Origin of the sequence: Hydrogenophaga sp. ZJX-1, from assembly GCF_048590325.1 — a bacterium.
Taxonomy (GTDB): domain Bacteria; phylum Pseudomonadota; class Gammaproteobacteria; order Burkholderiales; family Burkholderiaceae_C; genus Hydrogenophaga.
In genome coordinates this window covers 1-22,944 of sequence record NZ_JBMBRA010000007.1, presented here as the reverse complement: position 1 = coordinate 22,944, position 22,944 = coordinate 1, and the positions used below count along the sequence as shown (strand labels likewise).

18 protein-coding genes are annotated in these 22,944 nt (G+C 67.7%); 11 read left to right on the top strand and 7 right to left on the bottom strand.

Annotated features, from left to right (window positions below; all coding sequences use genetic code 11):
* Positions 1–12: 12 nt before the first annotated feature.
* The 3 genes from dalD to xylB all read left to right on the top strand — a co-directional run bounded on the left by dalD (position 13) and on the right by xylB (position 3,935).
* Positions 13–1,431, top strand: a complete 1,419-nt coding sequence (gene dalD / locus ACN5W5_RS18870) for a D-arabinitol 4-dehydrogenase (RefSeq protein WP_420050003.1) — start codon at positions 13–15, stop codon at positions 1,429–1,431.
* Positions 1,432–1,457: 26 nt separating this feature from the next.
* On the top strand, positions 1,458–2,393 hold the full coding sequence (locus ACN5W5_RS18865) for an AraC family transcriptional regulator (RefSeq protein ID WP_420050002.1): 936 nt from the start codon (positions 1,458–1,460) through the stop codon (positions 2,391–2,393).
* Positions 2,394–2,474: 81 nt separating this feature from the next.
* Entirely contained in the window at positions 2,475–3,935 is a 1,461-nt protein-coding gene (gene xylB, locus ACN5W5_RS18860; RefSeq protein ID WP_420050001.1) for a xylulokinase, read from the top strand.
* 13 nt (positions 3,936–3,948) lie between these two features.
* Here xylB and ACN5W5_RS18855 read toward each other — a convergent pair whose 3' ends face one another.
* Entirely contained in the window at positions 3,949–4,740 is a 792-nt protein-coding gene (locus ACN5W5_RS18855) for an IclR family transcriptional regulator (RefSeq protein WP_420050000.1), read from the bottom strand.
* Between the two features lie 222 nt (positions 4,741–4,962).
* Here ACN5W5_RS18855 and ACN5W5_RS18850 point away from each other — a divergent pair, with 222 nt between their 5' ends.
* From ACN5W5_RS18850 to ACN5W5_RS18830, 5 genes are all read left to right on the top strand, one after another.
* Positions 4,963–5,418 carry a type II 3-dehydroquinate dehydratase gene (locus ACN5W5_RS18850; RefSeq protein WP_420049999.1) on the top strand — a complete coding sequence of 152 codons (456 nt, stop codon included), beginning with the start codon at positions 4,963–4,965 and terminating at the stop codon, positions 5,416–5,418.
* A 63-nt stretch (positions 5,419–5,481) separates the two neighbouring features.
* Complete coding sequence (gene dctP, locus ACN5W5_RS18845; RefSeq protein ID WP_420049998.1) at positions 5,482–6,471, top strand: TRAP transporter substrate-binding protein DctP; 990 nt, start codon at positions 5,482–5,484, stop codon at positions 6,469–6,471.
* 82 nt (positions 6,472–6,553) lie between these two features.
* The gene (locus tag ACN5W5_RS18840) at positions 6,554–7,060 is read left to right on the top strand and encodes a TRAP transporter small permease (RefSeq protein WP_420049997.1); all 507 of its coding nucleotides are present in this window, start codon (positions 6,554–6,556) and stop codon (positions 7,058–7,060) included.
* Entirely contained in the window at positions 7,057–8,358 is a 1,302-nt protein-coding gene (locus ACN5W5_RS18835; protein ID WP_420049996.1) for a TRAP transporter large permease, read from the top strand. Before ACN5W5_RS18840 ends, ACN5W5_RS18835 begins: the two co-directional genes overlap by 4 nt.
* A 118-nt stretch (positions 8,359–8,476) precedes the next feature.
* On the top strand, positions 8,477–10,303 hold the full coding sequence (locus tag ACN5W5_RS18830) for a sensor domain-containing diguanylate cyclase (RefSeq protein ID WP_420049995.1): 1,827 nt from the start codon (positions 8,477–8,479) through the stop codon (positions 10,301–10,303).
* On the opposite strand, the gene ACN5W5_RS18825 is transcribed toward ACN5W5_RS18830, so the two are convergent.
* The gene (locus ACN5W5_RS18825; RefSeq protein ID WP_420049994.1) at positions 10,252–13,314 is read right to left on the bottom strand and encodes a transglycosylase domain-containing protein; all 3,063 of its coding nucleotides are present in this window, start codon (positions 13,312–13,314) and stop codon (positions 10,252–10,254) included. The genes ACN5W5_RS18830 and ACN5W5_RS18825 overlap by 52 nt on opposite strands.
* A gap of 134 nt (positions 13,315–13,448) precedes the next feature.
* Between ACN5W5_RS18825 and ACN5W5_RS18820 the strand changes: the two genes are divergently transcribed.
* Positions 13,449–15,758: a penicillin-binding protein 1A gene (locus ACN5W5_RS18820; protein ID WP_420049993.1), complete on the top strand. Its 2,310-nt coding sequence runs from the start codon at positions 13,449–13,451 to the stop codon at positions 15,756–15,758.
* A gap of 18 nt (positions 15,759–15,776) precedes the next feature.
* Here ACN5W5_RS18820 and ACN5W5_RS18815 read toward each other — a convergent pair whose 3' ends face one another.
* A complete protein-coding gene (locus tag ACN5W5_RS18815; protein WP_420049992.1) occupies positions 15,777–16,565 on the bottom strand; it encodes an SDR family NAD(P)-dependent oxidoreductase in 789 nt (262 codons plus the stop codon).
* 105 nt (positions 16,566–16,670) lie between these two features.
* Between ACN5W5_RS18815 and ACN5W5_RS18810 the strand changes: the two genes are divergently transcribed.
* Positions 16,671–17,594, top strand: a complete 924-nt coding sequence (locus ACN5W5_RS18810; protein WP_420049991.1) for a LysR family transcriptional regulator — start codon at positions 16,671–16,673, stop codon at positions 17,592–17,594.
* Positions 17,595–17,837: 243 nt separating this feature from the next.
* The gene (locus ACN5W5_RS18805) at positions 17,838–18,077 is read left to right on the top strand and encodes an osmotically-inducible lipoprotein OsmB (protein WP_420050198.1); all 240 of its coding nucleotides are present in this window, start codon (positions 17,838–17,840) and stop codon (positions 18,075–18,077) included.
* 230 nt (positions 18,078–18,307) lie between these two features.
* Here the strand turns inward: ACN5W5_RS18805 and ACN5W5_RS18800 are convergent, their stop codons facing one another.
* From ACN5W5_RS18800 to ACN5W5_RS18785, 4 genes are all read right to left on the bottom strand, one after another.
* On the bottom strand, positions 18,308–19,285 hold the full coding sequence (locus tag ACN5W5_RS18800) for an NAD(P)H-dependent flavin oxidoreductase (protein ID WP_420049990.1): 978 nt from the start codon (positions 19,283–19,285) through the stop codon (positions 18,308–18,310).
* A gap of 91 nt (positions 19,286–19,376) precedes the next feature.
* Entirely contained in the window at positions 19,377–21,167 is a 1,791-nt protein-coding gene (locus ACN5W5_RS18795; protein WP_420049989.1) for an acyl-CoA dehydrogenase, read from the bottom strand.
* Positions 21,168–21,248: 81 nt separating this feature from the next.
* Positions 21,249–22,181 carry an electron transfer flavoprotein subunit alpha/FixB family protein gene (locus ACN5W5_RS18790; protein WP_420049988.1) on the bottom strand — a complete coding sequence of 311 codons (933 nt, stop codon included), beginning with the start codon at positions 22,179–22,181 and terminating at the stop codon, positions 21,249–21,251.
* A gap of 12 nt (positions 22,182–22,193) precedes the next feature.
* Positions 22,194–22,943: an electron transfer flavoprotein subunit beta/FixA family protein gene (locus ACN5W5_RS18785; protein ID WP_420048748.1), complete on the bottom strand. Its 750-nt coding sequence runs from the start codon at positions 22,941–22,943 to the stop codon at positions 22,194–22,196.
* Between the last annotated feature and the right edge of the window lies 1 nt (position 22,944).

The following is a 22,944-nucleotide window of genomic DNA, read 5'->3' as shown; positions in this document are numbered from 1 at the left end:
TCATCACACACCATGAACACCATCCTGCACCTGGGCCTGGGCTCGTTTCACCGCGCCCACCAGGCCGTCTATGTGCACCAGTTGCGCCAGCTCGGTGACACCCGCTGGTCCATCGCCGGCGGCAACCTGCGCCCCGACATGCTGGACACGATCGCCGCACTGCAGGCGCAAGGCGGCGCCTACACGCTGGAAACCGTGACACCGCAAGGCGAGCGCAGCTACACACGCATCACGTCCATCCAGCGCGCGCTGTCCTACCAGGAGGACCTGGCCCCGCTGGTGGCCGTGGCCGCCGACCCGGCCACGCGCATCATCAGCTTCACCGTCACCGAAGCCGGGTACTACCTCGACGCCAGCAACCAGCTGGACTGGGCCAGTTTCCCCGACCTGCGCGCCGATCTGGCCGCCGTGAAAGCCGGGCAGGCTGGCCACACGCTCTACGGCGCCCTCGTCACCTTGCTGCGCGCGCGCATGAACGCGGGCGCCGGCCCGGTCACGCTGATGAACTGCGACAACCTGCGCCACAACGGTGACCGCTCGCGCGGTGGCCTGCTGCAGTTCATCGATGCCGTGGGCGACACCACCTTGAAGGTCTGGGTGCAGGCCCACACCAGCAGCCCCAACGCCATGGTCGACCGCATCACGCCCCGCCCCACGCCCGACGTGGCCGAGCGCGTCAAGGCGGCCACTGGCGTGGACGACCCGGCCGCCCTCATGGGCGAGAGTTTCATCCAGTGGGTGATCGAAGACCGCTTCATCGCGGGCCGCCCGGAGTGGGAACGGGTCGGTGTTGAAATGGTGGCGTCGGTGGACGCCTACGAAGAGGCCAAGATCCGCCTGCTCAACGCCACGCACAGCTGCATCGCCTGGGCCGGCACGCTGATCGGCTACCGCTACATCCACGAAGGCACCCACCACGACGTGATCCGCCGGTTCGCCTACGATTACGTCACCGATGACGTGATCCCCGTGCTGGACACCCCCGAACACCCCTGCCCCATCCACCTGCCCCGGTACCGCGACGTGGTGCTCGACCGCTTTGGCAACCCGGCCATCGCCGACACCAACCAGCGCGTGGCCATGGACGGGTTCAGCAAGATCCCGGGCTTCATCGCCCCCACCATCCGCGAGCGGCTCGCCCGCGGAGAAACCATTGACAGCGTGGCCCTGTTGCCCGCATTGTTTCTGGCCTACCTGCAGCGCTGGCACGCCGGCCAGATTCCCTACACCTACCAGGACCAGGCGATGCAACCCGAAGCCGCCCACGCGATGTGCGAAGCGTCCGACCCGGTGGCGGCGTTCTGTGCCGACACCACGCTGTGGGGCGAACTCGCCGGCGATGCGCGGCTGGTGGACGCGGTGCGACGGGCCAGCGAACGGGTGAGCCGCTTCGTCACCGCCCACACCGGCGTGCGCCCTGTGTCGTCCTGAGCCTTAACCACCTCCAGGGGACATCCATGACCGTTCGCAGCCGCACCGTCCCACGCCAGATCAAACCCGAGCTGGAGCACGAGCTCGCCCGATCGCCGAACCTCGGCTACGAGTCATCGACCGATGTGGGTTTCGTGCGCTGCCTGTCACACGGTTTTCCCACGCCCCTGGCGCGCTGGCATTACCACGACGAATACGAGCTGCACCTGATCACCAGCACCAGCGGCAAACTGTTCGTGGGCGACTGGATCGGCCCGTTCCAGGCCGGCCAGCTCGTGCTCACCGGTCCGCGCTTGCCGCACAACTGGGTCAGCATGGACATGCCCGAGGGCGGCGTGCCCCTGCGCGACCTGGTGATCCAGTTTTCACACGAACCGCTGATGCGCGCGAGCGAAAACATCCCCGAACTCGCCGAGGTGCTTCCGCTGCTGGAGCGCGCCAAACACGGCATCGAGTTCTTCGGCATGTCCGAGTCCGCCGAGGCCCACTGGCACAAGGTCAAGAGCACCCGCGGCCTCAAGCGCTTCACCGCCTTCTGCGACTTCCTGAGCGACCTCGCCGCCTGCACCGACTACCGGCTGCTCTCCAGCGTGCAACTGCAGAGCACCGACGACGATGCTTCGCTCGACCAGATCGACGCCGTGGTCAACCGCATCACCGACCACCTTGCGGAAGAACACTCGGCCGCCGCGCTGGCCGCAGAACTGGGCATGAGCGAGAGCAAGTTCAGCCGCTTCTTCCGCAAAGCCACCGGCAACACCTTCACCGATTTCGTCAACCGCGTGCGCATCAGCCGCGCCTGCCAGCTGCTGATGGACACCGACCAGCAGGTCACCCACATCTGCTACGAAGTCGGCTTCAACAACGTGGCCAACTTCAACCGCCGCTTCCTCGAAATCAAGGGCATGACGCCCTCTGAGTTTCGAAAGCAGTCTTTGACTCGCTTCCGCGGCGCAGCTTGACCCGTCTTACCCCCTCTCCCGCTGCGCGGGAGAGGGCTGGGGTGAGGGCCGCACCCAACCACACAACACGCTCCCAGCACCATGTACCTCGGTCTCGACCTCGGCACGTCCGAACTCAAAGCCCTGCTGCTCTCTGACCAGCACCAGGTCATCGCCACCGCGCGCGCGCCACTCACCGTGCAACGCCCCCAAGCCCTGTGGTCGGAGCAGGACCCGGCTGCCTGGTGGAAGGCGTTGGAGACCGTGATGGACCGGCTGCAGCGCGAACAGCCGCAAGCCCTCGCCCGGCTGCGCGGCGTCGGCCTCTCGGGCCAGATGCACGGTGCCACCCTGCTCGACGAACACGACGCCGTGCTGCGCCCCGCCATCCTGTGGAACGACGGCCGCAGCGGCGCGCAATGCCAGCAGCTCACGCGCGAGGTGCCCGACCTCGCTGCCATCACCGGCAACCTCGCCATGCCCGGCTTCACCGCGCCCAAGCTGTTGTGGGTGCGCGAACACGAACCCGAGGTGTTCACCAAAACCCGGCGCGTGCTGCTGCCCAAAGACTGGCTGCGCCTCATGCTCACCGGCGAAGCCGTGAGCGACATGTCCGACGCCGCCGGCACACTCTGGCTGGACGTGGAAAAACGTGACTGGTCCGACACTGTGCTCGCCGCCACCGGCCTGGCGCGCCACCACATGCCGCGCCTGGTCGAAGGCAGCGAGGTGTCCGCCTATGTGATGCCCGCGCTGTGCGAGCGCTGGGGTCTGCCCGACCAGCTGCCGGTGGCCGGTGGTGCGGGTGACAACGCGGCCAGCGCCGTGGGCATGGGCCTGGTGCGTCCGGGCCAGGGCTTCGTCTCGCTCGGCACCTCGGGCGTGGTCTTCGTCAGCGGCGCGGCCTTCGACCCCAACCCGGCCCAGGCGCTGCACGCCTTCTGCCACGCCCTGCCCGACCGCTGGCACGTGATGAGCGTGATGCTCAGCGCCGCCAGCGCCGTGACCTGGGCGGCGAAGATGCTCGGCTTCGACAACGAAGCCGCCTTGCTCTCCGCCGCCGCCACGCTGAGCGCCGAGGACCAGCAGAACGCGCCCCTCTTCCTGCCCTACCTGAGCGGTGAACGCTCACCGCACAACAACCCGCTGGCCAGCGGTGCCTGGACCGGCCTGCGCGCGCAACACGGCCGCGAACACCTGGCCTACGCCGTGGCCGAAGGCGTGGGCTTCGGCCTGCTCGACGGTCTGCGCACGATTCCCGCCACCGAGCCCCCACTGGCCACGCTCTCGCTGGTGGGTGGCGGCTCGCGCAGCGCCTGGTGGGCCCAGCTGTTGGCCGACACCTTCGGCCTCACGCTGCAGGTGCACCAGGATTCCGAAAGCGGCGGCGCCATGGGCGCCGCCCGTCTGGCCTGGCTCGCCACGGGCGGCGAACTCGAAACGGTGTGCACCACGCCGCCCGTGCTGCGCAGCTTCACGCCCGATGCCGCGCGACACGCGGCGCTGCAGGCGCGCCATGCGCGGTTCGTGGCGCTGAACCCGGCGCTGAACCCTTCGGTCTGAAGGCGAAACCGTTTCAGCCCTTGCCCAGCGGGGGGCGGCCAAACAAGCTCGATCCGTTGCTGATCGGGCCCAGTTCGGCGGCAGCGTCCAGCAGCGCCGGCGCCAGTTCGTGCATGCGCGCCGGGGTCAGGCGGATGCGGGGCCCGGCGATGCTGATGACGCCGATGGCGTCCTTGCGCCGCAGCACCGGCGCCGCCATGGCGCTCATGCCGGGCGCGAACACCTCGTCGATCATCGCGTAGCCGCGCACCCGCGCGGCGTGCAGAAATCCCAGCAGCGCCTTGACGGTGGTCGGCGCCTTGGGCCCGTAGTCCGCCGGTGAACCAAAGCCTTGCCGGGCGACGAGTTCCATCGCCCGTTCGTCGCTCATGGTCAGCAGCCAGGCATGGCCCGAAGCGGTGCAGGACAGGCGCGCGTCCATGCCCATGTCGGGGTCGTAGCGCAGGCCCTGGCGCATGCCCTGGGCCTTGGCGATCCAGGTCAGCCGGTCTTCGTCCACGATGGACAGGCGCACCAGCTCGCCGGATTTCTGGGCCAGCCGTTCCAGCAGCGGCTCGGCGATGTCCACGATGCCCGCGTTGCTGAGATAACCCAGCCCCATCGACACGACCTTGGTGGTGAGCGCGTAGTCGCCCTGCTTGCGCGCCTGGCGCACGTAGCCGCGCCGTTGCAGGTCGCCCAGCAGTCGGTGGCAGGCACTCAGGGGTATGTCCAGCTCCGAAGCCATCAGCGCGAGGGGCAGGCCGTCGGGGTGCGCGGCCAGGTGTTCGAGCAACGAAAGTCCCCGGTCAAGGGCCAGACTCATGATGGATGGTCTTTCATATTACAAAATTATTTTCCAATCTGGAAAGACTTTCCCATGGCGACCCAAGAATCGATCTCAGGGCGGGTCCGATCGATGGATCCGCCGGAACACCACAGGAGGCCCAATGTATGCGCAACAGACCGAACCGGGTACACCGGTTGACCCCCGCCGCGCGGCGGACCCGGCCGTCTGGACGCTCCCGGCCCGCACGGAGCCCCAGCCATGAATGACACCGTCTATGTTCTCAACGGACCCAACCTGAACCTGCTCGGGGTGCGCGAGCCCCACCTGTACGGCAGCACCACGCTGGCGCAGGTCGAGCAGATGTGCCGACGGGTCGCGGGCGAGCTGGGCCTGGCTTGTGAATTCCGCCAGTCCAACCACGAAGGTGTGCTGGTGGACTGGGTGCAGGAGGCGCGTGAGCGCGGAGCCGCGGTCGTCATCAACCCGGCGGGCCTGTCGTTCCGATCGATTCCGCTGCTGGACGCGCTCAAGACCCTGGAGCGGCCGATCGCTGAAGTCCATGTCACCAACATCCATCGCCGCGATGCGCTGTATCAGCACTCGCTGGTCTCGCTGGCGGCCACCGGAGTGATCTGCGGCTTCGGGCCCTACGGCTACGAACTGGCGATCCGCGCGGTCGCGCAGCAGATGGCCGCGGCGGCTGCGCCCGCTTGACCATCCTCCCGAGTTGTTTTCGCCCCGCATTTTTCACCTCACCCACAAACAGGAGACATCATCATGAACTTCACCACCAACCGCCGTGCCGCGCTCTGCGCCGGCGCCTCGCTCGCCGCTGCCGCCATGATGCCGGCCTGGGCACAGGCCCAGCCCACCCTGCGCTTCGCCGCCGTGTTCTCCGACAAGGACATCCGCGCCGACATGATGAAGATGTTCGCCAAGGACGTCGAGGCCGATTTCAAGGTCGAGGTGTTCCTCAACTCCACCCTGTTCAAACAGGGCACCGAGCTCGTGGCCTTGCAGCGCGACAACCTCGAAATGGGCAACATCGGGCCGCAGGACATCGCCAAACAGATCCCGGCCTGGTCGCTGCTCACCTCGGCCTACCTGTTCCGCGACGCCAACCACCTCAACAACTTCTTCGCCAGCGACATGGGCGCGCAGATGAAGAAGATGGTCGAGGACCAGCTCAAGGTCAAGATCCTGGGCCCCACCTTCTTCGGCACCCGCCAGGTGGGCCTCAAGACCAAGAAAAAAATCAACGTGCCCGCCGATCTGGCGGGCGTGAAACTGCGCATGCCGCCGGGTGACAGCTGGCAGCTGCTGGGGCGTTCGATCGGCGCAAACCCGACGCCCATGGCCTACGCCGAAACCTACACCGGCCTGCAGACCGGCGCGATTGACGGCCAGGACAACCCGCTGCCCAATGTGCAGAACATGAAGTTCAACGAGGTGATGTCGCAGATCGTGCTGACCTCGCACCTGGTGGGTTACGACCTGCTCACCGTCAACATGAAAACCTGGCAAAGCATGACACCGGCCAAGCAGCAGGCCTTCCAGGCCGCCGCCAGCAAGGCCATCGCCTGGAGCACGGCGGAGCACCTCAAGCGCGAGGCCGAACTCGCCGAGGGCTTCAAGCGCCAGGGCCTGGACGTGTACACGCCCAACGTGGCCGCTTTCCGCGAGCACGCGCAGAAGATCTACCTGGCCTCGGACGAAGCCAAGAACTGGCCAGCGGGCATGCTCGACAAGATCAACGCCATGAAATGAGCCAGACCGCAGCGACTGGGGGCTCCGGGGCCCCCAGCGCGGCGGTTGTGGACACGCCCTCCTCCACGGACCCTTGAGCCAGATGCCCAGAACCCTCCTGTCTTCCCTGCACCGCGTGGCCGAGGCGGTGGCCGCCGGCTTGCTCGCGATCATCTTCGTCGCCTTCATCCTGCAGATCGCCCTGCGCTACCTCTTCAACGGGCCTGTGGGCTGGACAGCGGAGCTGTCCGTCGCGGCCTGGCTCTGGCTCGTGCTCTGGGGCGCGGCCTTCGTGCTCAAGGACCATGAAGAGATCCGCATCGACTTCCTGTCGGTGCACGCCGGGCGGCGCGCGCGCATCGGCATGGGCATCCTGGGCTCGGCCAGCATGGTGGTGCTGTTCGGCATGTCGCTGCCAGCGGCCTGGGACTACGTGAGTTTCATGAAGGTCGAAAAAAGCTCGTACATGAACATCCGGTTCGACGTGCTGTTCTCGATCTACATCCTGTTTTCGGTGGCCGTGATCGCCCGCCACCTCTGGAACCTCGGCCAGCTCCTGCGCGGCAGGGACCCCGCGAGCGCCGAAACCCAAGCCTCGTCCTCGCCATGAACTTCACCAGTCCCTTCTCGCTGGCCCTCGGGGCCATCATCGCCCTCAGCCTGCTCGGCGTGCCCATAGGCCAGGCGATGATCGGTGGCTCGGTGCTGTACCTGTACCTCAAGGGCATGGACATGGGCACCGCGGCCGAGCAGTTGCTCAACGGCACCTACTCCAGCTTCCTGCTGCTGGCGATTCCGCTGTTCATCCTGGCCGCAACCATCATGAGCACCGGCAGCATCCTGGACCGCCTGCTGCGCTTCTGCAATGCCATCGTCGGGCGCTTCCCCGGTGGCCTGGCTCAGGTCAACGTGCTGCAGAGCATCGTGTTCGCCAGCATGTCGGGCTCCGCCCTGGCCGACGCGGCCGGCTCGGGCAAGATGATGCTGGCCATGATGACCCGCGACGGCCGGTACACCCGCGGTTTTGCCGCCGCGCTGACCGCTGTCTCGGCCGTCATCGGCCCCATTCTTCCGCCCTCGATCCCGCTGGTGCTCTATGCCCTGGTCTCTGGCGCCTCCATCGGCTACCTGTTCATCGCGGGCGTGTTGCCCGGGCTGCTGCTGGGCGCCGTGCAGATGGGTCTGATCTATTTCCTGGCCAAGCGGCGGAACTATCCGGTCGAGGCCAGGGTGGCCCTGCGGGAGATGCCGGCCATCACGCGCGCGGCGTTTCCTGCCCTGATGCTGCCGGTGATCTTGTTGGGCTGCCTCTACAGCGGCATCACCACGCCGACCGAGGCCGCGGGCCTGGCGGCGGCCTACGCCCTGCTGATCTCGGTGCTGCTCTACCGCAGCATCGGCTGGCGCGACATGTACGACGCCCTGCTCACCAGCGCGCGCACCAGCATCTCCATCGGCATGCTGATCGCTGGCGCCCTGGTCTTCAACTTCGTCATCACGGCAGAGAACATTCCCGCGTCCCTCAGCGAGATTCTCAAGACCCTGGACCTGTCGCCGCAGGGCTTTCTGCTGCTGGTCAACCTGATGCTGCTGGTGCTGGGCTGCTTCCTGGAGGGTTCGACCATCATCCTGGTGATCCTGCCGGTGCTGCTGCCCACCGCGACGGCGCTCGGCATCGACCCTGTGCACTTTGGCGTGGTGGCGGTGCTCAACATCATGATCGGGCTCGTGACCCCGCCCTATGGCCTGCTGCTCTTCATGATGACCCGGATCGCCGACGTATCGCTGATGGAACTGGTGCGCGAGGTGATGCCCTTCCTGGGGGTCATGCTGGGTGCACTCGTCATCGTGACCCTGTGGCCCGACATGGTGCTGTTTCTGCCCCGTCTCGCCGGCTACTCGGGCTGAACCCGCTCCGTTGAGGCCAGCCACCGCCCGTGGCGTCTAAACAACCTTGCTGGCCCGGCCCCTGAAACACGGCCGTCCCCTACGCAGTGTCGGGTCGATGGCCGGTACGATAGAGCCGATGCGAAACCTCGCCCCTTTCCACCACTGGCTGACACGCGCCATGCTGCTTGCGCTGCTTGCGCTGCTGGCGCTGCTGGCGGGCGGCATGGGATGGGCAAAGGCGGGAACGGGTGGAAAGGACGCGCCCCCGCAGACCCGCTACTGGGTGGACCCGACCGGCCAGGCCGGCATCGACGCGGTCGCGCAGGCACCGGTTGATCAGTTCCTGCCCATGGCACAGCAGCGCAGCTTCACGCTCGGCGACGGCGCGCTGTGGCTGCGGCTGGAGTTGCCCGCGCTGGACCCGGCGCAGCGCTGGTTGCTCATGCTCGATGGCGCGGCCTTCACCGATCAGGCGAGCCTGTTCCAGTCCGATGCGGCTGCTGGCTGGCGGGCGCAGCACGCGGGCGACCGGCTGCCGGTGGCGCAATGGTCGATCCCCGACCGGTCGCCGGTGTTCGCGCTGCACGACACGGTAGCGCCGCGCACGGTGTGGCTGCGGCTGGCGAACAAGCCGGCACCGGTGAGCCCGCGCACCTACCTGTTGACCGCCGACGAGTTGCAGCACAAGCGCTCCTGGACCTTTCTGCTGGTGGGCGGCTACCTCGGCTTTGGCTTGCTCGTGATGTTCCTGGGCTGGGTGCACGCGCGGCTCTACGGCGACCGCGCCTTTGTCGCTTACGTGGTCTACGTGGCCTGCATGCTGGGTTTTCAGACGGCCTTCACCGGTCTGGGTGGCCTGTTCTTCTGGCCGCAGTGGGCGGCGTGGAACAACGCGGCGCCTGCAGTGTTCATGCTCTGGCTCACGGGCTCGGGTATCTGGTTCGTGCGCGAGGTGTGCTCCCTGTCGCGCTACCACCGCGGGCTCGACCGCCTGGCGCTGGCGTGGTCGGTGTTCGGCCTGCTGTACCCGGCGGCCTACCTCACGCTGCAGAGCGCGCCGGCGCTCGCCGTGCTGAACATCTATGGCCTGCTATCGGTGTTGCTGAGCATCGGGCTGTGCCTGTGGGCCTGGCGCCAGGGTGAACGGTATGCGGGCTGGATGGCGCTGGGTTTTCTGCCGGTGCACCTGGGTTACCCGTTTCCGGCGCTGCGCGCGGTCGGCGTGTTGCCCGACAACTGGGGCGCGCAGTACGCGGTGCTGATCGGTTCGGCGATCGAGATCCCGCTGCTGCTCTACATCCTGCACCGCCGTGCGAAGGACTTCAGCGAAAACCGGGCGCGCCTGCGTGCGCTCGATTCCACCGACCCGCTGACCGGTCTGACCATCGTGCCGGTGCTGAACCTGCGGCTGCGCGACGCGATCCGCCGCGCGCGGCGCTACGGTCACCACTGCGCCCTGCTGCTGGTGGAGCTGTCCAACCACGCCGATCTCCGCGTGCGCCTGGGGCAGGACACGGGCGACCGCGCGCTGGTGCTGGCGGCGGCGCGGCTCACGCGCGTGATGCGCGATGTCGACACGGTGTGCCGCGTGACCAACACCCGTTTTGTGATCCTGGTGGAGGGACCCCAGCGACCGGAGCACCTCAAGCTGCTGGCGCAGCACATCGTGGCCAAGGGGCTGGAGCCGGCGTCCATCCTGCCGGACGACGCCACGCTGCGGTTTCGCCTGGTCTCCACCCTGCTGCCGGCCGAGCGCGAAATCGCCACGGAAGAAGATGAGCGCGTGGAGGCCAGGCGCACGCTGCAGCGCCTGCACCGAGCGCTGGATGAACTGGCCGACGACCCGCGCAAAGCGGTGATGCACCTGCCACGCGAGCAGCCGGTGAATCCGGCACTGGCGGACACCCCGGGTCAGGAAGACGGTGCGATCGGGCAGCCGTTGCCGGACGCCGCATCCAGATAGGGCATCAGGGTCGGCCCCAGCGACCCCAGGACCTGCACCGGCAGGCCCGAGGTGAAGCGGTAACGCGCGGCATCGGGTCCCACAACATAGGCGGTGACGCTGCCGAAATAGCGCGGACCGAGGTGAAAGACAAAGGTGGCGGTGCGGTTGAGCGCCAGCGTGGCGCGCCCGCGCACGACCACGCGGTTGTCGCCGGTGCCGGTCTTGCCGCCCGGTGACAGGTCTTCGCCACCCGGGGTGCGGAAGCTGCCGGCCAGGCGACGCGCGGTACCCCGCTCCACCACCTCGGACAAGGCCCGTTGCAGCGCCCGCGCCACCTCGGGCGCCATGACGCGTTCCCCCTTCACGGGCGCGCTCCCCAAGGCGGTGGACCAGGGGGTGCCGCTGGCGAAATGCATGCCCGTGAGGTGGCGGGTGGGCAGGCGCACGCCGTCGTTGAGGATGATGCCCATCAGCTCGGCGAGCGCCGCGGGCCGGTCGCCGGAGCTGCCCAGCGCCGTGGCCAGCGAGGGCACGAGGTGGCCAAACGGGTAGCCCAGCCGGGCCCACTGCTGGTGGATGTCCAGGAAAGCCTCAACTTCCAGCAGGGTGTAGATGCGGGTGTCTTGCGCGCTCTTGACGCGGGTACGGAACAGCCAGCCGTAGACCGCTTGGCGCTCGCTCTGGCTGGCGCTGATGGCCTCGCCCAGAGTCGCCGTCGGGTGCTGCAGGCGAAAGGCGACGAGCCAGAGTTCAAGCGGGTGCACACCGGCCACATAACCGCGGTCGGGCAGATCGAGGGCATCGGGCGCGTAGCGGCTGTAGAGGCTCTGCACGCGGGTCGCGTCGGGTGCTTCCTCGCCGATGCGCTCGCGCAGAAACTGGCCCAACGCTTCGGGCGTTGCCGCGGGTTCGAGGTAGCGAAACACGGCGGTGAGGCGCTCGGGCGTGGGGCGCAGGCCTTCGAGCAGCACCGAACGCAGTTCGTCGGTGCTGCGCCGGTCGGTCTTGCGCCAGAAGCGGCGCAGGAAGACCTGGCCTTCGCGGTCGGCGAAGCGGGCGAGGTAGGCCCCGCGGCGCGGGTCGCTGTTGTCTTCGAGCAGCCGCGCGGTGCTGCCGGGCACCTGGTACATGGTGTGGCGCACGACTTCGCGCAGCACACGCACGAACGGCAGGTTGATGGAGGCCTGCATGGCTTCGCGCACGGTGGGCGTGCGCGTGTTGTCGTCGTCGCTGAAGTTGTTGAAGCTGTGCACGCCGCCGCCGGTGAAGAAGCGCTCGCCGGGATCGGCCGAAAAGCGGCGCTCCAGGGCTGCGAGCAGCATGGCGTCGAGGCTGCGGTCTTTGGCGCTGGCGAGGTGCTGCACGGCCCAGCGGGTGAGCGTGTCCTGCCGGTCGAAAGCGGTCGCGCGCAGGGCCTTCGGCTCCAGCGGGGCCAGGCGCGCGTGCAGCCCGGCCACCAGTTCCAGGTAAGTGGCCAGCACGCGCAGCTTGGCGGTGGAGCCGAGTTCGAGCTTGCTGCCTTCGTTGATGTCCAGCGGCTGTGTCGTGGTGTCGGTCTGCACGCGCACCAGATTGCCCTGGGGCGTGCGCTCCAGCAGGGTGAAGCTGTAGCGCACAGCGCCCAGTGAAGCGGGCTGCAGCAGGCGCTCGCCCATGAGGCCCTGCGAGCGTGCAAAGGCCGGATCGGTGAGGCGGCCCAGGTAGGCGCTGACGGTGTCCTGCAGCTCGCCGTGCAGCGTGGTGTCGAGGGTGGCGTCAAACCGGTCGAGGCTGTAGAGCGATGTGCCCAGCCACCCGGCCAGGCGGCTGCGCGCCGCGGTGCTGCCTTTGCCATGGCTGGTCGGCAACAGCGGTGGGTGGCGGACCATGTCGCGGAACACCAGCCGCTGCCGCAGGGCGGCGTCGCGCCAGCCGGTGTCGATGATGCCTTCGGTGGCCAGCAGGCGCAGGTAGGCGTCGGTGGTTTCGTCGAGGTCTTTGCGTCCCTGGGCAAGGTACCAGGAGGGGCGGCGGTGCGCCACCATGAGGGCCACCACCTGGCGCAGGACCTGACCGCGCTCGGTCTGGTTCTCGCCCAGGCCCGGCCCGGGCGTGAGCAGGAAGCGGGCGCGGTCGAGCTCGGTCCCGAACCACACCCACAGGCCATCGGCCAGCCCGTGCACCTCGCCATGGCGCGGCGCGGCCGACAGCGGAACGGTGTTGAGGTAGTCGAGCAGGATCTGGCGCCGCACCGGCAGCGTGTCCTGGCCCTGCTGGTAGGCCCGCACCGCGGCAGACATCATCTGGTGCAGCTTCTCGCGCTCGTTGTGGGTGATGCCCCCGGGCGAATGGCGGAATTTTTCGATCTGCGTGGCCAGGGTGCTGCCGCCGGGCGTGTCGAACTCGGCGTCGATCCGGCTGCCGAGCTGCCCGAGCACGGCACGGGTGAAACGCACCCAGTCAACGGCCGGGTTCATCTGCGGCCGGTCGGGGTCGAGCAGGTCGCGGTTTTCGATGAACAGCAGCGCCTGCGCGACCACCGGAGGCACGCTCCCCAGGCGATCGAACTGTCGGTACGGGTAGCTGAAGCTGTGGATCGGCGTGCGGTGGCAGTCGAGCACGGTCAGGCCGGCCTGGGCCTTCTCGGCGTACGGGGCGTACAGGCCGCGGTCCTGGTACGCGAGCAGGGCCTGGTTGTGCCGGGCTTGCGCGGTGACCTCAAAACCGCGGGCCTGGAGGCTGGCGACAAAGGCGGGAATGTGGGTGTAACCCAGGCGTTCGTCGAACGGGCCTTGTTTCGGAAACCGGATGTGATTGCTGGGCCCCGAAGCCACCTCGAAACCGAGCGGTGCGGCGTAGCGGCCCAGCACCCAGGCCTGCAGACGGGAGGTGCGCGCCTCAAAGGGCAACAGCACGGCGGCCGCGGTGCCCAGCAGGAGCAGCGCAGCCACACCCAGCCACCACAGGCGAAAGCGCCCTCTCCGCCCAAGCGCGGGGGCGTGGTCGCTGGAGACCGTGTGGCCGTTCTCCCTCAAGGGTTTTTCGGTCATGGGGGGCTCGTTCTGCTGCATTGCAGCAATTGTGGGCCGTCAAGCGAGAAACCAGTGTGTCGAAAAGCATGATGGCACATTCGGTTACGCCCCGTTCATCAGCGGCATACCCGGGCACAGGATAATCCTTCCCCATGTCATTGCGTCATTCGCGCCGCCTGTTTCTCAGCCTGGCGCTCATCATCCCTGCCCCACTGCTGCTGACCGCGTCGGTGGTTCAAGCGTCCACTTTCGATCTGCCGCCGATCGACCGGATCGTCAATTACCAGCCCAAACTGCCGCTGCAGGTCTTCACCGCCGACGGCGTGGAACTGGCGCAGTTCGGTGCCGAACGGCGCGAATACGTGCCGCTTGCCCGCACGCCCAAGCGGCTGCAGGACGCCGTGCTGGCGGTGGAGGACGCGCGTTTTCGCGAACACTCGGGCGTTGACCCGAAAGGCATGGCGCGGGCGGTGGTGGCGGCGCTGACCGGGGGTCGCCGCCAGGGAGCGAGCACCATCACGCAGCAGCTCGTGCGCACCATGCTGCTCACGCGCGAGTTTTCGGTGGAGCGCAAGGCCAAGGAAATCGTGCTCGCCTTCAAGGTGGAAGACGCGCTCTCGAAAGACCGCATCCTGGAGATCTACCTCAACGAGATCTTCCTGGGCCAGCGAGCCTATGGTTTCGCGGCCGCCGCACAGACCTACTTCGGCAAGTCCATGGACCAGCTCTCGCTGGCCGAAACCGCGATGCTCGCGGGCCTGCCCCAGAACCCCTATTACGCGAACCCGGTGGCGAACTTCGAGCGCGCCGTACAGCGCCAGCGTGTCGTGTTGCAACGCATGCTCGCCGTGGGCGCCATCACCGAGCAGCAGCTGGCCGCCGCGCGCGCCGAAAAACTGAAATTGCGGTCGCCCGGGCAACGCAGCGTGCACGCCGCCCACGTGGCCGAAATGGCGCGCCGCGTGGTGGTGGAGCGCTTTGGCACCGAGGCCTACTCCACCGGCCTGCGGGTCACGACCTCGTTGCGCGCGGCCGACCAGCGCGCGGCCCACGACGCGGTGCAACGCGGCGTGCTGGCGTTCGACCGGCGCGGCAGCTGGCGCGGTCCGGAAAGCCAGGAAACCCTGCCCTCGGGCAACGGCGCCGAGCTGGAGCGTGCCGCAGCCGAAGCGCTGAAGGACCACCACGACGATGAAACCCTGCGTGTGGCCATCGTCGTGACGGCCAGCGCGAAAGAGGTGCGTGCCCAGCTGGCCACGGGCGAGCGCATCACCCTCCAGGGCGAAGGCCTGCGCTGGGCGCAGCGCGCGCTCCAGCCAGCGGCCAAGGCCCCGCTCAAGCTGCAGCGTGGCTCGGTGGTGCGGGTGGTCAGGAACGGCAAGAGTTGGGCGATCTCTCAATGGCCCGAAGCCGAGGCGGCGCTGGTGGCGCTGGACACCCGCACCGGCCGCGTGCGTGCGCTGGTCGGGGGTTTCGACTTCACGCGCCAGCCCTTCAACCACGTCACCCAGGGCTGGCGCCAGCCGGGATCGGCGATCAAGCCGCTGCTGGTGTCGGCCGCGCTCGAAGAGCGCGTGATGCCCGCCACCATCGTGGACGACCTGCCCTTCACCGCACCCAACGGCTGGAGCCCGGACAACAGCAGCGGCGACTACAGCGGCCCGATCACGCTGCGCGAAGGCCTGGCGAAATCAAGCAACCTGGTGAGCGTGCGCGTGTTGCAGCATGTGGGCACCCAGCGTGCACGCGACTGGACCACCCGCTTCGGCCTCGACGCCAACCGCCAGCCCGACAACCTGACACTGGCGCTGGGCACCGGCCTCGTGACGCCGCTGCAGATGGCGCGGGCCTACGCCACACTGGCCAACGGTGGCTGGCGCGTGGAACCGGTGGTGGTGGAGAAGATCACCGACGCGCACGGCAAGGTGCTGTTTGAAGCGCCGCCCCCGGCGCCGCTGACCAACGAGAGCCGCGCGATCCCCGAGCGCAACGCCTTCGTGATGGGCAGCCTGCTGAACGACGTGACGCGCACCGGCACCGCGGCCCGCGCCCAGGCGCAGCTCAAGCGCAACGACGTCTACGGCAAGACCGGGACCACCGACGATGCGGTGGACGCCTGGTTCACCGGTTACCACCCCACGCTGGCCACTGCCGTGTGGATGGGGTACGACAAACCGCGCAGCCTGGGCGGCCGCGAATCGGGGGGCCGGGCCGCCCTGCCGATCTGGATGGACTACATGGGTGCAGCGCTCAAGGGTGTGCCGGAGGCAGCGCCGGGCGAAACCCCGGCCGGACTGGTGTACGAAAACGGAGACTGGCTTTACAGCGAATGGACCAATGGCGGCTGGGCCGAACGCATCGCCGATGACACGGGCGTGCAATACGCCCAGCCACCGGGCTTGCTCGAATCGTTCCGCCCATCGTCCTTGCTGGAGCTGATCCAGAACGCGATCAAGCCCTGAAGCACAGGCGCCTCGGCCTCAGAGGAACATGCCGCCCGAGGCCTCGATGCGCTGGGCGTTGATCCAGCGGTTGCCGGGTTGCAGCAGCGAGGCCACCACGCCGCCGATGTCGTCCGGCTGGCCCACGCGGCCGAGCGCCGTCTGCGAGGCGATCACCGCGTTGAGCTGGGCGTTGTCGCGCACCGCGCCGCCGCCAAAATCCGTTTCGATCGCGCCCGGCGCCACCACGTTGACGGCGATGCCGCGCGGGCCCAGCTCCTTGGCCAGGTAGCGCGTGAGCACCTCCACCGCGCCCTTCATGGCCCCGTAGGCGGCGTACCCGGGCAGCGCGAAACGCGCCAGGCCGGACGACAGGTTGACGATGCGCCCGCCGTCGGCCATCAGTGGCAGCAGCTGCTGCGTCAGGAAGAACACACCCTTCAGGTGCACGTTCACCAGCTCGTCGAACTGCGCTTCGGTGGTCTCCATGAAGCTGGCGTGCACGCCGACGCCGGCGTTGTTCACCAGGTGGTCGAAGCGCTCGCGCTGCCAGTGCCGCGCCAGCGTGTCGCGCAGCGTGGCGGCAAAGGCGGGGAAGCCGCGGCTGTCGGCCACGTCCAGCGGCAGGGCCACGGCGCGCCGGCCCTGCGCCTCGATCTGCGCCACCGCGGCCTGGGCCTCGACCTGCTGGCTGCGGTAGGTGAGCACGACATCGCTGCCCAAGCTGGTCAGGTGCAGCGCGGTGGCACGGCCCAGGCCACGGCTGCCGCCGGTGATGAGGGCGATGGGGGTCACAGCGGCGGATGCGGTGGGGGTGGTCGGGTTCATGGTGGGTTCCTTCATTCGGATTGGGTCGATGGAAGGCAGTCTATTGATCTGCTCTTATCTGATAAATTGCCTTTCATTGATTTGTTTGTTCGGATTAAAAGAACAATGAGCCTCATCCAGCGCATGGAAATTTTTGCCCGGGTGGCCGAGCTGGCCAGCTTCACCCAGGCGGCCGAGCAGCTCGGCCTGCCCAAGGCCAGCGTGTCCACCGCCGTGCAGCAGCTGGAAAACCAGCTCGGCACGCGCCTGCTGCACCGCACCACGCGGCGCGTGCAGCTGACGCAGGACGGCCAGGTCTTCCACGAGCGCTGCAAGGACGTGCTGTCCGACATCGACGAACTGCAGTCGCTGTTCCAGCAGCAGGGTGGCGCGCCGCTGCAGGGCCGGGTGCGCATCGACATGTCCACCGGCCTGGCGCGCAACGCCGTCATCCCGCGCCTGCCCGAGCTGCTGGCCCAACACCCGCGGCTGGCGCTGGAGATCAGCACCACCGAGCGGCGCGTGGACGTGGTGCGCGAGGGCTTCGACTGCGTGCTGCGTGTGGGCCCGGTGGCGGACAGCAGCCTGGTGGCGCGGCCGCTGGGGCAGATGCAGATGGTGAACTGCGCCAGCCCCGGCTACCTGCGTTCGCACGGCGTGCCCCTGACGCTGCAAGACCTGTCGCAGCACCAGCTGGTGCACTACGCCACCACCCTGGGCGCACCGGCCGGCGGCTTCGAGCACATGGACGGCGCGCAGGACCACAGCATGCCCATGGCAGGCGCGGTCACGGTGAGCAGCGCCGAGGCCTACACCGCCGCCTGCCTGGCCGGGCTGGGCCTGATCCAGGTGCCGCTGCTGGGGGTGCAGGAATTGCTGGCGCAGGGCCGGCTGGTGCGCGTGCTCGACGCCTGGCGGGCGCGCCCCATGCCACTGACCCTGCTGTACGCGCACCGGCGCAACCTGTCCAAGCGGGTGCGGGTGGTGATGGAATGGCTGGCGGGCGTGCTGGCCGATCACCTGGCACAACAGGACGCCACGGCGAGCTGAACAGCGGGCACAACCCCGCTTGAACGGCGCGCCGAGCAACCCTGCCGAGGCCGCTTGCATTTTTTTGTAACCCAGGCAACGCCAGATGCGACGGCCTTGTTGGCTCGATCAGGCGGCTCTTCGCCGGATCGGGCAACGCCTTGATACAGCGTCCATTGCCCGCGGTGCCCACAATGAAATCGCCCCCGGGATCGCCCCCGGTCCCGGGCCGGCTTTTTGCAGGAGAGCACCATGAACAAGCACATGACTCCGGCCCGGCGCTGCGCGCTGCCGGGCCTGCTGCTGGCCGTGGCCCTGAGCGGTTGCGCCGGCATGTCGCCACGCGACCAAAACACCGCCATCGGTGCCGGCATCGGTGCCGTGAGCGGCTCCGTGCTGACCGGCGGCGACGCCCTGGGCACCCTGGGCGGCGCCGCGATCGGTGGCCTGATCGGCAACCAGATCAAACCCTATCGACACTGGCACCGGCAACACCACCGCTGAGCCGGCGACACAAGGCGTGGCGACCGCCGTCGGTAGCGTGACCTGCCACTGAAGGGCCATTTCATGCTCAATGGCCAGCGCCGGGTGTCTCCGCGCACCACGCCGTGCCGCTGCGGTCATTCGGCCCACAAGCCCTATCGCGACGGCTGCCACAAGGCGGCGGGATTCACCACACCCTGAAAACAGACAACCGGCCACAGGGGCCGGTTGCAGGAAGGCGTCTGACCTGGTCAGCCCATGCAGATGCGCGCCTTGGCCTCGGCGTATTCGCGCTTGAAGCGGGCCACCAGATCGGCCGCCGGCAGCACCTCGCGAATCGCACCGATGCCCTGACCACAGCCCCAGATGTCCCGCCAGGCCTTGGCGCTGTTGCTGCCTTCGCCGGTAGCGAAGTTCATCTTGCTCGGATCGCTCTCGGGCAGGTTCTCGGGGTCCATGCCGGCATTGCGGATGCTGCCCTTGAGGTAGTTGCCGTGGATGCCGGTATAGAAGTTGCTGTAGACGATGTCGTCCGAGTTGGACTCGGTGATCATCTGCTTGTAACCGTCGACCGCGCGCGCCTCCTCGGTGGCGATGAAGGCCGATCCGATGTAGGCGAAATCGGCGCCCATGGCCTGCGCGGCCAGAATTGCACCGCCCGAAGCGATGGAGCCCGAGAGCGCCACCGGACCATCGAACCACTCGCGGATTTCCTGCACCATCGCAAAGGGACTCTTCACGCTGGCATGCCCGCCCGCACCCGCTGCCACCGGAATCAGACCGTCAGCGCCCTTCTCGATCGCCTTGTGCGCGAACACGTTGTTGATCACGTCGTGCAGCACCACACCGCCCCAGCTGTGCACGCCCTGGTTCACATCCTCGCGCGCACCCAGGCTGGTGATGATGATCGGCACCTTGTACTTGGCGCACAGCTCCATGTCGTGTTCCAGCCGGTCGTTGCTCTTGTGCACGATCTGGTTGATCGCGAACGGTGCGGCCTTGTTGTCCGGGTTGGCGGCGTCGTGCGCGGCGAGGGCCTCGGTGATCTCGGCCAGCCATTCATCGAGCTGCGACGCCGGGCGCGCGTTGAGCGCGGGCATGGAGCCCACCACACCGGCCTTGCACTGGGCGATCACGAGTTTGGGGTTGCTGATGATGAACAGCGGTGAGCCGATCACCGGGAACTGGATGTTCTTCAGCACCGGGGGCAGGTAGCGTTGGCGGGTCATGTTGTCTCCGTTGGGGAATGCAGAAAGCAGGCTGGATTCTGGGTCAGCCATTCGCCGTGTCCTGTCGCCGCAGCAACAGAACACAGCCGCATCAGAACGCGTCGACCGCCATGGCGGTGACCGCGTCTGCACCTTCGCAGATGCTGTCGCGCACGCCCGGGGCACGGCTCAGGATGTGGTCGGCGTAGAAGCGAGCGGTGGTGATCTTGGCCTGCATGAACGCGGTCTCGGTGCCGGCGGCCAGCTGGTCTTCGGCCACCAGCAGCGCGCGCGCCAGCTGCCAGCCCGCCACCACGTTGCCCGCGAGCATGAGGTAGGGCACGCTGCCGGCGAACGCGGCGTTGGGGTTGCCGCGGGTGTTCGCTGCGATGAACTCGACCACATCCACGAAGGCCTGGCGTGCGGCCGTCAGGCGCTTGGCCACGGCGAGCGCATTGACGCTGCCGCGCTGCACCAGCTCGGCTTCGGTTTTTTCAATCTGCGCGGCAATGGCCTTGGCGTTGGTGCCGCCGTCGCGTGCCGTCTTGCGGCCCACGAGGTCGTTGGCCTGGATCGCGGTGGTGCCTTCGTAGATGGTCAGGATCTTGGCGTCGCGGTAGTACTGGGCTGCGCCGGTCTCTTCGATGAAGCCCATGCCGCCGTGCACCTGCACGCCCAGTGACGTGGTCTCCAGGCTCATTTCGGTGCTGTAGCCCTTGACCAGCGGCACCAGGAATTCGTAGAAGGCGGCGTTGTCCTTGCGCGCTTCGGCATCGGGGTGGTGGTGGGCCGCGTCGTAGGCGGCAGCGGCCACGGCGGCCATGGCGCGGCAGCCTTCGGTGCTGGCGCGCATGGTCATGAGCATGCGCTTCACATCGGGGTGGTGAATGATGGGCGCGGCGGCGCTCAGCGAGCCGTCGACCGGGCGGCTCTGCACACGGTCTTTCGCGTAACCCACGGCCTTCTGGTAGGCGCGTTCGGCGATCGCGATGCCCTGCACGCCCACAGCGTAGCGTGCGGCGTTCATCATGATGAACATGTACTCCAGGCCACGGTTTTCCTGGCCCACGAGGTAGCCCACGGCGCCGCCATGGTCGCCGTACTGCAGCACGGCGGTGGGCGAGGCCTTGATGCCCATCTTGTGTTCGATGCTCACGCAATGCACGTCGTTGCGCGCACCCAGCGAGCCGTCGGCGTTCACCATGAACTTGGGCACCACGAACAGGCTGATGCCCTTCACGCCTTCGGGCGCGCCGGTCACGCGCGCGAGCACGAGGTGGACGATGTTTTCGGCCATGTCGTGCTCACCGTAGGTGATGAAAATCTTGGTGCCGAACACCTTGTAGCTGCCGTCGGGCTGGGGTTCGGCGCGGCTGCGCACGGCGGCCAGATCGCTGCCGGCCTGCGGCTCGGTCAGGTTCATGGTCCCGGTCCACTCGCCGCTCACCAGCTTTTCCAGGTAGATGGCCTTGAGCTCATCGGACCCCGCCGTGATCAGCGCTTCGATGGCGCCGTCGGTCAGCAGCGGGCAGAGCGCGAAGCTCATGTTGGCGCTGTTGAGGATTTCGCCGCAGGCCGCACCGATGGTCTTGGGCAGGCCCTGGCCACCGAAGTCCACCGGGTGCTGCAGACCCTGCCAGCCCCCTTCGGCGTACTGCTTGAAGGCCTCCTTGAAACCGGGTGTGGTGGTGACCTTGCCGTCGTGGAAAGAAGACGGGTACTTGTCACCTTCCCAGTTCAGCGGCGCGATCACCCCTTCGTTGAGCTTGGCGCACTCCTCCAGCACGGCCTGTGCGGTATCGAGGCCAGCGTCTTCAAAACCGGGCAAAGCTGCCACCTGGTCGATGCGCGCCAGGTGCTGCATGTTGAACAGCATGTCTTTGAGGGGAGCGACGTAACTCATTCGAATGTCTCCAGTGGTTCTTCGGGAAGTACAGATACAACAAGGGCATCGCGAACGATGCCCTTGCCGGTGATGCGGTGCTTACAGCGCCTTGATCAGCTCGGGCACGGCGGTGAACAGATCGGCCTCCAGCCCGTAGTCGGCCACCGAGAAGATCGGGGCCTCGGGGTCCTTGTTGATCGCCACGATCACCTTGCTGTCCTTCATGCCGGCCAGGTGCTGGATCGCGCCCGAGATGCCGCAGGCCACGTAGAGCTGCGGCGCGACGATCTTGCCGGTCTGGCCCACCTGCCAGTCGTTCGGGGCGTAGCCCGCGTCCACCGCGGCGCGGCTCGCGCCCAGCGCGGCGCCGAGCTTGTCGGCCAGCGGGGTCATGACCTCGTTGAACTTCTCGGCGCTGCCCAGCGCGCGGCCACCCGAGACGATGATCTTGGCGGCGGTCAGTTCGGGGCGGTCGCTCTTGGCGATCTCGCTGCCCATGAAGGTGCTCTTGCCGCTGTCGGCCTGCGCTGCCTGGGTTTCCACGGCGGCCGATCCACCGGCGGCGGCGGCGGGATCAAAGCCCGTGGTGCGCACGGTGATGACCTTGGTGGCGTCGGCGCTCTGCACGGTGGCGATGGCGTTGCCGGCGTAGATCGGACGCTCGAAGGTGTCGGCGGCGATCACCTTGGTGATGTCGCTGATCTGGCCCACGTCGAGCTTGGCGGCCACGCGCGGGGCGATGTTCTTGCCGCTGGCGGTGGCAGGGAACAGGATATGGCTGTAGGCCGATGCAATGGCCAGCACCTGGGCGGCCATGTTTTCGGACAGGCCGTGCGCGAGGTACTCGGCGTCGGCGTGGATGACTTTGGCGACGCCCGCGATCTGGGCAGCGGCGGCTGCTGCGGGGCCGGCGTTGTGGCCGGCGATGAGCACGTGCACATCACCCCCGCACTGGGCGGCGGCGGTGACGGTGTTGAGCGTGGCGCCCTTGATGCTGGCGTTGTCGTGTTCGGCAATGACGAGTGCGGTCATGTTGTTTCTTCCTCAGATCACTTTGGCTTCGTTCTTGAGCTTGTCCACCAGGGCGGCCACATCGGCCACCTTGATGCCGGCACCGCGCTTGGGCGGCTCGCTGACCTTCAGGGTCTTGAGGCGAGGGCTCACGTCCACGCCGAGGTCTTCGGGCTTGACGATGTCCATCTGCTTCTTCTTGGCCTTCATGATGTTGGGCAAGGTCACGTAGCGCGGCTCGTTCAGGCGCAGGTCGGTGGTGACGATGGCCGGCAGGCTGAGGCTCAGGGTTTCCAGGCCGCCATCCACTTCACGGGTCACGTTGACCTTGCCGTCGACCACTTCGACCTTGCTGGCGAAGGTGCCCTGCGGCAGATCGGCCAGGGCGGCGAGCATCTGGCCGGTCTGATTGCAGTCGTCGTCGATGGCCTGCTTGCCCAGGATCACGAGGCCGGGCTGTTCCTTGTCCATCAGCGCCTTGAGCAGCTTGGCCACGGCCAGCGGTTGCAGTTCTTCGGCGGTTTCCACCAGGATCGCGCGGTCGGCGCCGATGGCCATGGCGGTGCGCAGGGTTTCCTGGCACTGCGTGACGCCACAGGAAACAGCGATGACCTCGGTGACGACGCCCTTTTCTTTCAGGCGCACGGCTTCTTCGACCGCGATCTCGTCAAACGGGTTCATGCTCATCTTGACGTTGGCCAGGTCCATGCCGGACTGGTCGGCCTTGACGCGCACCTTGACGTTGTAGTCCACCACGCGTTTGACGGGGACGATGACCTTCATA